The sequence below is a fragment of the Pseudomonas chlororaphis genome (assembly GCF_001921865.1).
Lineage (GTDB): Bacteria > Pseudomonadota > Gammaproteobacteria > Pseudomonadales > Pseudomonadaceae > Aquipseudomonas > Aquipseudomonas chlororaphis_D.
Genome location: NZ_MSCT01000010.1, coordinates 378,861 through 391,602 on the forward strand (window position 1 = coordinate 378,861; position 12,742 = coordinate 391,602).

A 12,742-nucleotide genomic window follows, 5' to 3' on the forward strand; every position below is an offset into this window, starting at 1 on the left:
TTACTTACCTATCAATGATTTAGAGCTGCAATGGTTTAGAACTGACATGAACCGGCCGACTGGCCGGAACACCGCGAGGCATCTCTCCTGGGCGGGTCCGGGTCGGTTCTTGGCTGAGCCAGCGGGCATAGGTCGACAGCAGCCTTGAGGCCCTGGGCCAGGTTGCCGAGCAAGAAATGCGGGGTTCATGTTGGAATTTGGCGCGCATTGTCGCATATGTGCGCCGGCAGTTACATGACAGCCACCCAGGGAATTTCAGCCGACCGGCAAAAATACCGGGGCGGGCTCAGGCGACGTAATGCAGCAGGCCCTGGACCAGGGCATCGAAGGTCACGCGACAGCGCGGGCTGTTGCGCAGGTCCTCGTGCATGGTCACCCAGGTATCCAGCGACAAGCTCAAGGAGTCGCCCAGCACCCGTTGCAACCCGGGTTCGCGCCTGGCCAGCCCCACCTGGCAGATCCCCAGGCCGGCCCCGGCGCGGATCAGCGCCAGTTGCGCCAGGTCGCTGTCGGTGTGCAACGCGAACAACCGACGCTCGAACCCCGGCAGGGACTTGCTGGCGTGGCGGACGAACGCGCTGGGCCGGTCGTAGCCGATGACGCTGTGCTGCTTGAGATCGTCGAGGGTGTGGGGAATGCCCTGGCGCCGCAGGTAATCCGGGTGCCCGTGCAGCCCGAGCTCGATCGGACCGATTCGCCGGGCCAGCAGCTGTTCCTGGCTCGGGCGCAGCATGCGTACGGCGATGTCGGCCTCCAGTTGCAACAGATCGACCACTTTGCTGGTCAGCACCAGCTCGACCTTCAATGCCGGATAGTCCTGGCGCAGGCGGGCGAGGATCGGTGGCAACACCTCGACCCCGATCACCTCGCTGGCCGACACCCGGACCACGCCCCGCGCCTCCAGGCCGTGGGCGGAAGCCGCGCGTTCCAGGGACGCTGCGGTGCTGTCCATGGTTTCGGCGAAGGTGCGCAGGGTCAGGGCCATCTCCGTGGGCAGCAACCCCAGTTGCGAACGGGTGAACAGGGTTACGCCCAGGGCCTTTTCCAGGGCATCGATGTGCCGCCCCACCGTGGGTTGCGTAATGCCGAGCAGGCGCGCCGCCGCCGACAGCGATCCTTCCTGCAAAACCCCGAGGAAGGATCGATAGAGTTCCCAGCCAATGTCTGATGCCATACATAAATGTATAGCGGCTGGCTTCTGTTCGGCAATTCCTCTATAGCCCGGCGACGCGCAGAGTGCAGTTCATCATTCGCACGTGGGAGTCGTAGATGGATCGGCACAACAAGGTACTGGTATTGGGCGCCACCGGCGGTATCGGCGGCGAAGTCGCGCGGCAGTTGCGCGACGCCGGCTGGCAGGTCAACGCCTTATGGCGCGGCGCCGCTCGCGACCGCGAGGAACGGGACGGCATGACCTGGATCAGGGGCGACGCGCTGTGCCGCGAGGATGTGCTCGCCGCGGCGCAGGGCTGCTCGGTGATCGTGCATGGGGTCAACCCGTCGGGGTATCGGCAATGGGACCGCCAGGTCCTGCCGATGCTCGACAACAGCATTGCCGCTGCGCAGCAACAGGGCGCCACCCTCCTGTTGCCCGGCACGGTCTATAACTACGGCCCGGATGCCTTTATGGAGCCTGACGAGGACGCGCCGCAGAACCCGCTGACCCGCAAGGGCGCGATTCGCGTCGAGCTGGAGTTGCGCCTGCTCGAGGCCTCGCGCCAGGGCGCGCGGGTATTGATCGTGCGTTGCGGCGACTTCTTCGGCCCGGGCGCCGGCAATAACTGGTTTTCCCAGGGCCTGGTCAAGCCGGCGAAGCCAGTCAGGAGCCTGAGCTATCCGGGCGCACCGGGCATTGGCCACCAGTGGGCGTACCTGCCGGACGTGGCCCGGACCATGCTGGCCTTGTTGGAGCGACGTGACGAGCTCGAGGATTTTTGCCGCGTGCACATGGCCGGGCACTGGGACGACGACGGCCGGCAGATGAGCCGGGCGATCCAGAACGTGGTGCTGCGCCGCAGTGGGCGGCATCCGGTGGTACGGGCGTTTCCCTGGTGGTTGTTGACGCTGGCGGCGCCGCTGGTCACGACATTCCGCGAAATGCAGGAGATGCGCTACCTGTGGCGTACGCCGCTGCGCTTGCATAACGCCCGGCTGTTGCAGTGGCTCGCCCAGGAACCGCACACGCCTCTGGAACAGGCGGTGGAGACGACCCTCGACGCCCTGGGCTGTTTCGACTCGCTCTGAGCGGCGCGAGGTTTCCCTGAATGAGCCGGCGACAGGCACACAGCGGTCTGCGCCCGGCAATGCGACTTATGTCGCGGCCAGGGCCGCGGACACATTTTCACAAATCGGAGTTAACCTTTGGTTACAAACTGTGGCTAAAATGCCCACCAGTTGCCACTTGCCATCACTGGCATGGGCTCAAGGATGGGCCATCAGGACCTCTTATCGCTTTCGGACGCTGCACATGACCCTCTCGGCCCACAAGGCCTGCATGGGCGCAGTATGTTCTCTTCTGACATGTGACGATTTCCGTGAAACTCATCATTGCCGCTGTTTACATCCTGTCCATCGCGTATGTGCACCTGCGGGGGCGTGTACGCCATAAACTGGGCCGCCAGCTGAGTGATCACTCGACCTTCCTGGCCCCGGTCAATTGCTTCCTTTACCTGTTCTCGAAGATCCCCAACCGCCCGTACCTCGACCCGGCCGACTTTCCCGACCTGAGCCCGTTGCAGGCCCATTGGGAAGAAATCCGCGCCGAGGGCCAGAGCCTGCTCAAGGCGGGGGAGATCAAGCGTTCCGAGCAGTACGACGATGTCGGTTTCAACTCGTTCTTCAAGAGCGGCTGGAAACGCTTCTACCTGAAGTGGTACGGCGAAAGCCATCCATCGGCGATGAAGCTGTGCCCACGCACCACCGAGCTGGTACAGAGTATCGGTTCGATCAAGGCGGCGATGTTCGCCGAATTGCCGCCGGGCTCGAAACTGGTGCGCCATCGCGACCCCTACGCCGGTTCCTACCGTTACCACCTGGGCCTGGAAACGCCTAACAGCGCCGGTTGCTACATCAATGTCGACGGCGAGAACTATCACTGGCGCGACGGCGAAGCGGTGATGTTCGACGAGACCTACATTCATTACGCGGAAAACACCACCGAGCAGAACCGCATCATCCTGTTCTGCGACGTGGAGCGGCCGATGAAGTACCGCTGGGCTGCGGGGTTCAACCGTTGGTTCAGCCGCACCGTGATGGCCGCCGCCGGCGCGCCGAACGATGCCGGCGACCGCACCGGCGGCCTGAACCGCGCCTTCGCCAAGCTGTACAAGATCCGCTTGCGCGGTAAAGAGCTGAAAAAGCGCAACCGCACGCGGTACTACCTGGAAAAGTGGGCGATCTTCGCCGCGCTGTTGCTGCTGTTCATCTTTATCTGAGCATGTTTCACGGGCCGCCTCGTTCTTCTAGGGGCGAGGCGGCCTGCGATGCTCTCGCAAGGCTTTCCACTTGCCCCCTCTGTGCGGCAATCCGCATCGCTTTTCCCCATCTCCTCGCGTCCCACGTGCCCGCGCAACGCATTGCCCCTGGCTGGCCGACGTGCCCGGCCGGGTCGATAATTTGTGTTACATGTCTGACGGATTATTTAATTAACAAGGCCGAACCCGAGACGTAGCCTGGACTCGAAAGCGATAACCCGTCGCCACCCAAGGGGGCCGTCATGAACCATCTGCTTCGTACGCTTGCCGCGCTCGCCCTGGTCGGCTGGGCCGGCAGCCCGGCGTTCGCCGCGCCCCGGGCGCCGCTCGCGGACCCAAGCCCGAGCGCCATGCTGCTGGCGCAGAACCTGCCGGGCAGCAACAACAATCCCTACAACAGCCCGATCCGCCGGGCCAACCCCAACAGCATGCAGGGCACCCAGCCCAGCGCGCCGCCGGTACGCGGGCCGACCACGGTGCCGGTGCCGCGGCCGCCGACCCTGGAGAACGGCGGCATCGGCAACGGTTATCCGCGCACCGGCGCGCAACCACCGCGAATCATCGACCCGAGTGTCAAGACCGCTCCCCGCGACCCACAGCAGCGATAGACGCTGACCGCCCCAGGTCGATGCCGGCCTGGGCGGAACCCTTTTTATCGACAGAAGGAATCGTGCATGTTGCGTAAAACCCTCCTGGCCAGTGTCTGCGCCAGTCTTTTGCTCGGCAGCACGCTCCCCGCGCTAGCCGCCACCAGCCAACAGTTCCCGAGCGAGCAGGGCACTCTTGATGTGACCCCGGTGGCCGAGGGCCTGGATCACCCCTGGGCCTTGGCGTTCCTTCCGGACCGCCAGGGCATCCTGGTCACCGAACGTCCCGGCAACCTGCGGCTGGTGGACGCCGACGGCAAGCTCTCGGTGCCGCTGGGCGGCGTGCCGCAGGTCTGGGCCAAAGGGCAGGGCGGCTTGCTGGACGTGGCCTTGTCACCGGACTTCAAGCAGGACCGCCTGGTCTACCTGTCTTATGCCGAAGGCGGCGGAGAGGGCGGTACGGCGGGGACCGCCGTTGGGCGCGGACGATTGTCCGAGGACTTGAAGACTCTCAAGGACTTCCAGGTGATTTTCCGCCAGGCGCCCAAACTGTCGACGGGCAACCATTTTGGCTCGCGCCTGGTGTTCGATCGCGCCGGTTATCTGTTCGTCACCCTGGGGGAAAACAACGACCGCCCGACCGCCCAGGACCTGGACAAGCTGCAAGGCAAGATCGTGCGGCTGTTCCCCGATGGCCGGGTTCCGGACGACAACCCCTTTGTCGGCCAGCCAGGCGTGCGCCCGGAGATCTGGTCCTACGGCCACCGCAACCCCCAGGGCGCGGCGTTCAACCCCTGGAGCGGCACCCTGTGGGATAACGAGCACGGACCCAAGGGCGGCGACGAGATCAACCTGATCGAGCGCGGCAAGAATTATGGCTGGCCCCTGGCGACCCACGGCATCAACTATTCCGGCCAGCCGATTCCCGAAGCCCAGGGCAAGACCGCCCCGGGCACTGTGGCGCCGCGGCATGTCTGGGAGCAATCGCCGGGTATCAGCGGCATGGCGTTCTACGACAGCGATCGCTTCAAGCCCTGGCAGCACAACCTGTTCATCGGCGCCCTGGCGTCCCAGGAACTGATCCGCTTGCAGTTCGATGGCGACAAGGTCGGCCACGAAGAGCGCCTACTGGGCCAGCTCAAGGCGCGGATCCGCGACGTGCGCCAGGGGCCGGACGGCTATCTGTATGTGTTGACCGACGAAGACAAAGGCACGCTGTACAAGGTCGGCCTGGAATAACCGCACCTCTCTTGCAGGAGCGAAGCTTGCTCGCGAAAGATCGTCAACGATGACGCCGTCGCCAGATGAAGCGCCGCTGTGCGGCTATCGCGAGCAAGCTCGCTCCTACAAGGGGTGGGGATGGTAGAGAATCACCGCGGCCTGCAACTTGCCGCTGCCGAAGCGGCACATCTTGGCGAACTCGCCGTGGCTGACCGGCAGGTGCTGGCAATCCATCGCCTGACGGTGCTGGCTGTGGTCCACATCGGGGTCGTGCAGGTAGACGAACTCCTCGTCGCAGTCGGTGACCATGACCCAGTGCGGGGCCTTGGAGCGGGTCAGGCGGTAGCTGCTGATCAGCACCAGCGGCTGGCCGCCGTCGGCCAATAGCGCCGGCAGGTCCAGGGGGCCGCCCAGCACCTGCAAGACCTCGCTGGCATCGAGCTCGGCGCAGAACTCTTCGTGCACCAGGCGCATGACGTCTTTTTTATGCTCGTCGCGTACCCCGCCCAGAAACAGCGGGCCCTGGGTATTGACCTGCAACCTGACCCTGAAGCCCCGGCGCCATGCGGCCAACGCCAGGCCCTGGGGGCTGCAGCCGCCGTGGCCGGAGGTCATGAACACGGTGGTCGCCTCACGCCAGATCTGCAGCTCCTCGCGCCTTTGCAGGGCGCGCGCAGGTTGCAACGCGCCCATGGCCATCAACAGGCAAGCCGGGCCGCAGGTGAAGTCGGTGGTCTGCGGGTAATAGGGCACGCGGATCGGGCGGGTCTCGCGGTGCTGCACGATGCGCTTTTCCAGGCGCAGGGCATCGGCCCGGTCTTCGTAGTACTGCTGCAGAACGGCGAAGCGCCGATAGCCGTGGCGTTCGTAGAGGGCAATGGCGCGCGGGTTGTCGGTTCGCACCTCGAGCCGCAGGTATGCGCAGTCGTGTTCCCGCGCGCAGCTTTCGATCCGCTCCAGCAGGCGTTTGCCCAGGCCCAGCCCGCGGGCCTCGACGGCGGTGGCGATGGAATACAGGCGAGCCAGGGATGTGCCGCGGTGGAACAGCACCAGGGCATAACCCAGCAATTGCGCGGTCTGCTCGGCGACGATCAATTGCCCATGGGCGCGGCTGATCATCCACTGGAAACTGCGCACCGTCAGGCGATCGCTGGTGAAACATTGCTGTTCCAGCCGGAGCAGGGCCGGCAAGTCTTCGGGGGTGGCACTGCGCAAGACAAGGTCCATATAACCGCCGTAAAAGTTGCGTAATGAAACGAGACTTTGAAAAAAGTTCGTGCTTAATAGAAACGGTCTAGTTCTTAAGCGGGTCGAACTCTATGTCAGCGGTACAAGGTCATTGGCGTGAAGTATCCAAGCAAAGTTTGCCGGCGGCAATAACGCCCGTTACTTATTTTCCAGCCCCTGGTGAAACGTCCAGCCAGTTGCTGATTATTGTCGAGCGCAAGGAAGATTGGGCTTCCTATTTCCCCAGCGAAGACATCGTCAGCGCTCAGGAATACCTTGAGCAGGGCCGGGAAAACCCGCCCGGCAAGCGGGTCCAGGTGATCAACCTGTGTCGCAGCTACAAGTACCTGGGCCACGGTTACTACTGTTCGCTGCTGGCTGAAGCGCGCGGGCACAAGGTGATTCCCTCGGTACGCACCATCAGCGAACTGACCCGCAAGTCGCTCTACGGGCTGGCCCTGGACGACCTGGATAAAACCCTGGAAAAGTCCCTGGACAATCATCTTTATCGCGATACCGAAGGTTTTACCCTGACGCTGTATTTTGGACAAACCCATATAGAGCCGTTGCAGGAGTTTGCTCGCCAGTTGTTTGAAGTTTTTCCCTGCCCGATATTACTGGTGGACTTCAAACGAACTAACGGCTGGCATATCGAAGGCGTGAAGTCCGGTGCGCTGCATAAGTTGCGCGAAGACCAGGAAGATCAATTCGCCCACTCCCTGGACAACTTCAGCCGCAAGATCTGGCGCATGCCGCGCTCGAAAAGACTGGCCCGCTACGACCTGGCGATCCTGCACGACCCGCAGGAAGCCTTGCCGCCTTCCAATGCCCGGGCGCTGGAGAACTTTGTCCGGGTCGGCAAGGGCCTGGGCATCGACGTCGAACTGATCGAGAAGAAGGATTACCCGCGAATCGCCGAGTACGACGCCTTGCTGATCCGCGAGACCACCAGCGTCGACAACCACACCTATCGCTTCGCCAAGAAAGCCGAGAGCGAAGGCCTGGTGGTGATGGACGATCCGGCGTCGATCCTGCGCTGTACCAACAAGGTCTACCTGAGCGATCTGCTGCACAGCCATCAGCTGGGCATGCCCGCCACCGAGATTCTCTACAAGGAGCGACCGCAGGACTTCGAGCGGGTCGGCGAGCGCCTGGGGTTCCCGCTGGTGCTGAAGATTCCCGACGGCTGCTTCTCCCGCGGGGTGATCAAGGTCGAGAGCCAGCAGGCGCTGCTCGAAGCCACCGCCGAGTTGTTCGAGCATTCGGTGTTGCTGCTGGCCCAGGAGTTTTTCTACACCGAGTACGACTGGCGCATCGGTGTGCTCAATCGCAAGCCGATCTTCGCCTGCCAGTACTTCATGTCCAGGGGCCATTGGCAGATCTACAACCACAAGGCCAAGGGCCAGGACATCAACGGCGAATGCCGCACCCTGGCGATCCACGAAGCGCCGCGGGCGGTGGTGGAGCTGGCGGTGAAGACCGCCAACCTGATCGGCGACGGCCTGTACGGCGTGGACTTGAAGCAGTCCGGCGACAAGGTGGTGGTGATCGAGGTCAACGACAACCCGAACCTCGACGCCGGCATCGAAGACGCCTACCTGCAGGACGACCTGTATTCCCTGGTGCTGGAGGAGCTCGTCCGCCGCCTGGAGCTCAAGCGCCGCGGACAGGCCTGGTGAGCGGACGATGATCAACCGCTACCGACTGACCCAGGGCCGCTTGCTGGCGGTCGAGCAACTGGACGCCGAGGTGATGCTGTTCAGCAACCCGGACCCGGCCGAGCGCGACCTGCTGCGCACCGGCTTCAAGCTCGACGAGCATGCCCTGGCCTCGGCACTGGACCCCGACGAGGTGTCGCGCATCGAGTTTCATCCGGACAACCTGTTCCTGATCTGGAAACGCCCGGAAAACTACTCCGGCGGCGGCAGCCTGTCGTTCGAGGTGTCGTCCTGCGGCCTGCTGTTTTCTCCCCAGCGGTTGCTGGTGATTGCCCACGACGACACGCCACTCAACGGCCTGGGCACGCGCCAGGCCCTGCATAGCCCCCTGGATGTGCTGCTGGACCTGTTGTCGAGCAACATCCATCACTACCTGGGGCACCTGAAAGTGATCAAGCTGGTCGCCCGCGAGTTGCAGCAGAAATTCAACGAGTCGATGGAAAACCGCCACCTGATCCAGATGTTCAACCTCAGCGAAAGCCTGATCTATTACATCAACGCCCTGCACAGCAACGGCGCGGTGCTGACCCGGCTGCGCAACCACGCCGAGAAGGAGCGTTTCAGCGTCGAGGCCATCGGCCTGATCGACGACCTGATCATCGAGAACAACCAGTGCTACAAGCAGGCGGAAATCTATTCGACGGTGTTTTCCGGGCTGATCGACGCGCGCGGCAACCTGATGAACAACAACATGAACAGCCTGCTGCGCAAACTCACCCTGATCAACGTGGTATTCCTGCCGCTGAACCTGATCGCCAGCATCGGCGGCATGTCCGAGTTCAGCATGATGACCGCCGGCACCCCGTGGTGGGTCGCCTATCCGCTGTTCCTGGCGGCCATGTTGCTGGGGGCCGGGGGGATGGTGCTGGGGCTCAGGCGCCTGGCCGGCAGCGGCAAGTGCGCCTGAGGCGTCAGGCCGGTTGCAGGGTCAGCACCTCGAAGCCGTCGCGGGTCACCGCCACCGTGTGCTCCCACTGCGCCGACAGGCGATTGTCGCGGGTCACCACGGTCCAGCCGTCCTTGAGGTCGCGCACCCGGGGGCTGCCCTGGTTGATCATCGGCTCGATGGTGAACACCATGCCTTCGCGCAGCTCCAAGCCGGTGCCGGGGCGGCCGAAATGCAGGATCTGCGGCTCTTCGTGCATCTGCCGGCCGATGCCGTGGCCGCAATACTCGCGCACCACGCTGTAGCCCCGGGTTTCGGCGTGTTTCTGGATGGCGTGGCCGATATCCCCCAGCCGGGCGCCGGGGCGGACCACCTTGATGCCTTCCCACATCGCCTCGAAGGTGGTGTTCACCAGGTGTTGGGCCTTGGGGTTGACCGTGCCGATCAGGTACATCTTGCTGGCGTCGGCGATAAAGCCGTTTTTTTCCAGGGTGATGTCGATGTTGACGATATCGCCGTCCTTGAGCACCGCCTGTTCATGGGGCATGCCGTGGCACACCACCTCGTTGATCGAGGTATTGATCGAGTAGGGGTAGTTGTACTGGCCCTTGCTCGCCGGGCGCGCGCCCAGGTCGTGGCGGATAAACCGCTCGACCGCGGTGTCCAGTTCCATCGTGGAAAGGCCGGGCGCGACCAGCTCGTCGAGGAAGGTGAACACCGTCGCCAGCAGGCGCCCCGATTCGCGCATCAGCGCCAGTTGTTGCGGGGTCTTGATCAGGGCCTGGGTCATTCGCTGCGGCCCCTGATCAAATCGGTCTTGTTCAACAGCAGCTTGTTGATCAGGTCGTTGTAGGCCAGGTGCGGGTTGAGCTCGGCCAACAGGCCGATCTTGATCCAGAACTCGGCCTGGGCGTTGATGGAGCGATCCATGGCGTCGCTGGCGACGCGGATCTGTTCATGCAATTGCTCTGAAATCTTGACGATGCCCACAGGGTCGATGCTCCAGTAAATATACGAAGCATATACGTTTCATATATTCATGGGCAATCGCGATCACCCGTTCGCCGGGCTCAGGCCTGCTGGCCGGCAGGGCTGGCGGAGCGCCGCTGGCGAAGCCCGCGAACCACCAGATAGAACAGCGGGCCGATGGAAACGAACACCGCCGTCAGCAGCAGATAAGGCAGTACCGACCAGGCCGATTGGCCGCGGGACCTGGCGTCGCGGTAGATCCAGATGCCGGCCAGGGTGGCCAGCAGGTACAGGTCGATCACCACTTGGGCAGTATCGGGACGGGACATCAGGCTGATGCCGAAATCGATCAGCGATTGTTCCGCCTGGAGCATCACGGCGCCGGTGTAGCCGGCAAAGGCGATCAGGGCGATCAACGGCAAGGCGACAGACTTCATGCGTTCCTTCCTTGGTTTCATGAGGGGGGCTGGGGCTTGGATGAGCGGGGAGATTAGCAGGCAATGGTTCCGCGAAAGAATGAGCCGTTGACTTGCCAACTGTGGGCCGGTTAATTTCCTGGCCATGACTTTTTCCGCATTGCGTTCCCAGCCAAGCATTATTACCGCCATTCCTGATTGGCGGGCTTGCTGACGACTGCACCCAACCCGCCCTAGAGGCGGGTTTTTTCTTTCTGTCTCCGGGGCCTTCAACACAGCCAGGAGAGCCTTATGAACCATCCCGCCGAACCCGCCGCGCCACTGGAATTGCTCGAGCGCTACGTGAAAAAGATCCTCGCGGCGCCGGTCTACGCCCTGGCGGTGCGTACGCCGTTGCAGCCGGCCCCGGCCTTGTCGGCGGCCCTGGGCAACCAGGTGCTGCTCAAGCGCGAGGATTTGCAGCCGACCTTTTCCTTCAAGATCCGCGGCGCCTACAACAAGCTGGCGCAACTGAGCGACGAGCAGAAACGCCGCGGGGTGATCACCGCTTCCGCCGGCAATCACGCTCAGGGCGTGGCCTTGGCGGCGCGCGAACTGGGGATCGAGGCGACCATCGTCATGCCCGATACCACGCCGCAGTTGAAGGTGCAGGGCGTCAGCAGTCGCGGCGCCCAGGCGGTGCTGCACGGCGAAAGTTTTCCCTTCGCCCTGGCCCATGCCCTGCAACTGGCCGAGCGCAGCGGCCAGACCTTCGTCTCGCCCTTCGACGACCCCGAGGTGATCGCCGGGCAGGGCACGGTGGGCATGGAGATCCTGCGCCAGCACCCCGGGCGCCTGGACGCGATCTTCGTGCCCGTGGGCGGCGGCGGGCTGATCGCCGGCATCGCCGCCTACGTGAAATACCTGCGGCCGGAGATACGCATCGTCGGCGTCGAGTCCCAGCACTCCAACTGCCTGCAGCAGGCGCTGCAGGCCGGGGAACGGGTGGTGCTGCCCAGCGTCGGCACCTTCGCCGACGGGGTCGCCGTGGCGCAGGTCGGCGCTCACTGTTTCGAGTTGTGCCGCGTGCTGGTGGACGAGGTGCTCACCGTCAGCAACGACGAACTCTGCTGCGCGATGAAGGACATCTACGACGACACCCGTTCCATCACGGAGCCCTCGGGAGCGCTGGCGGTGGCGGGGATCAAGCAATACGTGGCGCGCCACGGCGCGCGGGGCGAAACCCTGGTGGCCATCGACTCCGGGGCCAACATCAATTTCGATCGCCTGGGGCAGGTGGCCGAGCGCGCGGCGTTGGGGGTGACAGCGCCGGCGTAAAGTTAACGGGTGCCCTGTAGCCGCTGGCGAAGCCTGCGCACGAGCGCGAAGCGCTCGCCAACCGAAGCACTGCTGCACCGCGTTACCTGGCCTGGCGACTACTGCGTCGGAGTACCGCGCAAACCGATCGCAGCCTGCGGCAGCGGCTACAGGTAATCGGGTACAACCGGGGTATCGAGGCACTCCGCAGTCGATGTAGCCGCTGCCGAGCCTGCGAGGCTGCGTACGGTCGCGCAGCGGCCGCAACACCTGAATCCATGATTTGCCTGGAGCCATGCGTTGCCTGCCTTGGCGAGCGCTGCGCGCTCGTGCGCAGCCTGCGGCAGCGGCTACATCACCTGCGATGCAGCCGCCGCGGTCTGGATTACTCCGCGCGCGCCTTCTCGACCTTGTCCGAGGCGGACCACAGGCGGTAGCGCACTTCGATGTCCTTGGGCGCGTAGATCACGATCGGCAGCTTGCTGTTGTAACGCAGCACGAAACCGTCGCCGACCACCGGCACGAAGGCCTGCTTGCTGGTGCCGCCGGGGCAGGCCATCAGGGTGCTCATCGGCCCGCTGACCTTGTCCAGGCGGTAGTAGGAGTAACCCCAGCCTTCCAGGTTCTTCTCTTCCAGGGTGCCGCCCAGGCGCTGGCGGTTGCAGTCGACGGCCAGGGGCTTGCCGGCGAGGATTTCAACCTTGAAGTCCTCTTCGTTGGCCTGCTTCGGCAGATGGATCACCTGGCGCACAAAACCTTCGTCGGCCTTGGGGTAGGGCGCCACGTCTTCGAGCTTGGCCGCGTGGCTCAGGGTGGACGCCGCGCTCAACAGCACAGCGATGGCGGTGGATACAGGAAAAAAGCGCATAAGGCCTCCTTGCAGGTTGATCGACGGCGCCCTCCACCGGGAGAGCGCCGTTCGCTGAAAATGCCCGGCAGTTTGACCGGG

12 protein-coding genes and 1 pseudogene are annotated in these 12,742 nt (G+C 63.8%); 7 read left to right on the forward strand and 6 right to left on the reverse strand.

The window, feature by feature from the left end; translation table 11 throughout:
- Window positions 1-286: 286 nt before the first annotated feature.
- Complete coding sequence (locus tag BTN82_RS14090) at window positions 287-1,174, reverse strand: LysR family transcriptional regulator (RefSeq protein ID WP_075119724.1); 888 nt, start codon at window positions 1,172-1,174, stop codon at window positions 287-289.
- 95 nt (window positions 1,175-1,269) lie between these two features.
- Between BTN82_RS14090 and BTN82_RS14095 the strand changes: the two genes are divergently transcribed.
- The 4 genes from BTN82_RS14095 to BTN82_RS14110 all read left to right on the forward strand — a co-directional run bounded on the left by BTN82_RS14095 (window position 1,270) and on the right by BTN82_RS14110 (window position 5,299).
- On the forward strand, window positions 1,270-2,244 hold the full coding sequence (locus BTN82_RS14095) for an NAD-dependent epimerase/dehydratase family protein (RefSeq protein WP_075119725.1): 975 nt from the start codon (window positions 1,270-1,272) through the stop codon (window positions 2,242-2,244).
- A gap of 290 nt (window positions 2,245-2,534) precedes the next feature.
- Window positions 2,535-3,434, forward strand: a complete 900-nt coding sequence (gene lpxO / locus BTN82_RS14100; protein WP_075119726.1) for a lipid A hydroxylase LpxO — start codon at window positions 2,535-2,537, stop codon at window positions 3,432-3,434.
- Window positions 3,435-3,715: 281 nt separating this feature from the next.
- Window positions 3,716-4,081 carry a hypothetical protein gene (locus BTN82_RS14105; protein ID WP_075119727.1) on the forward strand — a complete coding sequence of 122 codons (366 nt, stop codon included), beginning with the start codon at window positions 3,716-3,718 and terminating at the stop codon, window positions 4,079-4,081.
- Between the two features lie 66 nt (window positions 4,082-4,147).
- Complete coding sequence (locus tag BTN82_RS14110; RefSeq protein ID WP_075119728.1) at window positions 4,148-5,299, forward strand: PQQ-dependent sugar dehydrogenase; 1,152 nt, start codon at window positions 4,148-4,150, stop codon at window positions 5,297-5,299.
- Window positions 5,300-5,404: 105 nt separating this feature from the next.
- On the opposite strand, the gene BTN82_RS14115 is transcribed toward BTN82_RS14110, so the two are convergent.
- Window positions 5,405-6,508 (reverse strand): GNAT family N-acetyltransferase/peptidase C39 family protein, encoded by a 1,104-nt coding sequence (locus tag BTN82_RS14115; RefSeq protein WP_075119729.1) that lies wholly within the window; start codon window positions 6,506-6,508, stop codon window positions 5,405-5,407.
- A gap of 92 nt (window positions 6,509-6,600) precedes the next feature.
- On the opposite strand from BTN82_RS14115, the gene BTN82_RS14120 reads away from it, so the two are divergent.
- Window positions 6,601-8,187: a RimK family protein gene (locus BTN82_RS14120; protein ID WP_075119730.1), complete on the forward strand. Its 1,587-nt coding sequence runs from the start codon at window positions 6,601-6,603 to the stop codon at window positions 8,185-8,187.
- 7 nt (window positions 8,188-8,194) lie between these two features.
- Window positions 8,195-9,133 (forward strand): magnesium transporter CorA family protein, encoded by a 939-nt coding sequence (locus tag BTN82_RS14125; protein WP_075119731.1) that lies wholly within the window; start codon window positions 8,195-8,197, stop codon window positions 9,131-9,133.
- Between the two features lie 4 nt (window positions 9,134-9,137).
- Here the strand turns inward: BTN82_RS14125 and map are convergent, their stop codons facing one another.
- From map to BTN82_RS14140, 3 genes are all read right to left on the reverse strand, one after another.
- Window positions 9,138-9,902 carry a type I methionyl aminopeptidase gene (map, locus tag BTN82_RS14130; protein ID WP_075119732.1) on the reverse strand — a complete coding sequence of 255 codons (765 nt, stop codon included), beginning with the start codon at window positions 9,900-9,902 and terminating at the stop codon, window positions 9,138-9,140.
- Window positions 9,899-10,102 carry a ParD-like family protein gene (locus BTN82_RS14135; RefSeq protein WP_075119733.1) on the reverse strand — a complete coding sequence of 68 codons (204 nt, stop codon included), beginning with the start codon at window positions 10,100-10,102 and terminating at the stop codon, window positions 9,899-9,901. Before BTN82_RS14135 ends, map begins: the two co-directional genes overlap by 4 nt.
- 80 nt (window positions 10,103-10,182) lie before the next feature.
- Entirely contained in the window at window positions 10,183-10,518 is a 336-nt protein-coding gene (locus BTN82_RS14140) for a DUF2834 domain-containing protein (RefSeq protein ID WP_075119734.1), read from the reverse strand.
- Between the two features lie 270 nt (window positions 10,519-10,788).
- On the opposite strand from BTN82_RS14140, the pseudogene ilvA reads away from it, so the two are divergent.
- A pseudogene (gene ilvA / locus BTN82_RS14145) lies at window positions 10,789-11,796 on the forward strand (threonine ammonia-lyase, biosynthetic); the annotation flags it as partial.
- Between the two features lie 382 nt (window positions 11,797-12,178).
- On the opposite strand, the gene eco reads toward ilvA, so the two are convergent.
- Window positions 12,179-12,661: a serine protease inhibitor ecotin gene (gene eco, locus BTN82_RS14150; protein ID WP_075119736.1), complete on the reverse strand. Its 483-nt coding sequence runs from the start codon at window positions 12,659-12,661 to the stop codon at window positions 12,179-12,181.
- Window positions 12,662-12,742 lie beyond the last annotated feature (81 nt).

Coding starts and splice junctions, on each gene's coding strand:
- BTN82_RS14115 (WP_075119729.1), bottom strand. CDS start 6,508: ATGGACCTTGTCTTGCGCAGTGCCACCCCCGAAGACTTGCCGGCCCTG.
- map (WP_075119732.1), bottom strand. CDS start 9,902: ATGACCCAGGCCCTGATCAAGACCCCGCAACAACTGGCGCTGATGCGC.
- BTN82_RS14120 (WP_075119730.1), top strand. CDS start 6,601: ATGTCAGCGGTACAAGGTCATTGGCGTGAAGTATCCAAGCAAAGTTTG.
- eco (WP_075119736.1), bottom strand. CDS start 12,661: ATGCGCTTTTTTCCTGTATCCACCGCCATCGCTGTGCTGTTGAGCGCG.
- BTN82_RS14110 (WP_075119728.1), top strand. CDS start 4,148: ATGTTGCGTAAAACCCTCCTGGCCAGTGTCTGCGCCAGTCTTTTGCTC.
- BTN82_RS14090 (WP_075119724.1), bottom strand. CDS start 1,174: ATGGCATCAGACATTGGCTGGGAACTCTATCGATCCTTCCTCGGGGTT.
- BTN82_RS14125 (WP_075119731.1), top strand. CDS start 8,195: ATGATCAACCGCTACCGACTGACCCAGGGCCGCTTGCTGGCGGTCGAG.
- BTN82_RS14105 (WP_075119727.1), top strand. CDS start 3,716: ATGAACCATCTGCTTCGTACGCTTGCCGCGCTCGCCCTGGTCGGCTGG.
- BTN82_RS14095 (WP_075119725.1), top strand. CDS start 1,270: ATGGATCGGCACAACAAGGTACTGGTATTGGGCGCCACCGGCGGTATC.
- BTN82_RS14140 (WP_075119734.1), bottom strand. CDS start 10,518: ATGAAGTCTGTCGCCTTGCCGTTGATCGCCCTGATCGCCTTTGCCGGC.